This is a genomic window from Pseudonocardia charpentierae, assembly GCF_031845345.1.
GTDB lineage: Bacteria > Actinomycetota > Actinomycetes > Mycobacteriales > Pseudonocardiaceae > Pseudonocardia > Pseudonocardia charpentierae.
Map to the genome: position 1 here is coordinate 1 of NZ_JAVREJ010000105.1, position 476 is coordinate 476.

General features: G+C 46.2%; 1 protein-coding gene. It reads right to left on the minus strand.

Annotated elements, in window-relative coordinates; genetic code table 11:
- A partial coding sequence (locus tag RM445_RS32055) for a phage tail spike protein (protein WP_311560613.1) occupies window positions 1-472 on the minus strand: 472 nt, incomplete at its 3' end.
- Window positions 473-476: the final 4 nt, after the last annotated feature.

Consider the following 476-nt stretch of genomic DNA (forward strand, 5'->3'; position numbering starts at 1 on the left):
CTCCTAAGCGAATCGCTTCATGTTTGTATTCTTGAGCGGACACTTGTTCTATATCAATGACATCCATTTTATACGTAATCATGGGCTGTTTGATCTCGTGCAGTCTTTCCCATGTCTTCTGCAAGAGTTTCTCTGCATCCGTTTCTTCCTCGCTTGTAAAGACATCAAATCGATGACGCTTCGAACCATCTGGACTCACATGTCCCCAAATACCCAATGACTCTGGATCTCCAATCCACTCCTGATGTAAGGGCTTGTCGCAAGGGTCGCCTCTTTCTTGCGACCATTCCACGTCCGCAAAGTTAAGTCGACGACCAAATCCTGTACCGTTCTCATCCTCTACTCCCTTCCCCCTACCAAACAAGGCCGTTTTGATCATTTTGATATCAACCACACGTTCCACATTCGTGAGGTCTTTTCCATATTCGAATCGCTTTCCCGTTCGTCGGCCTAGTTGCGATAACAGATCCACATAT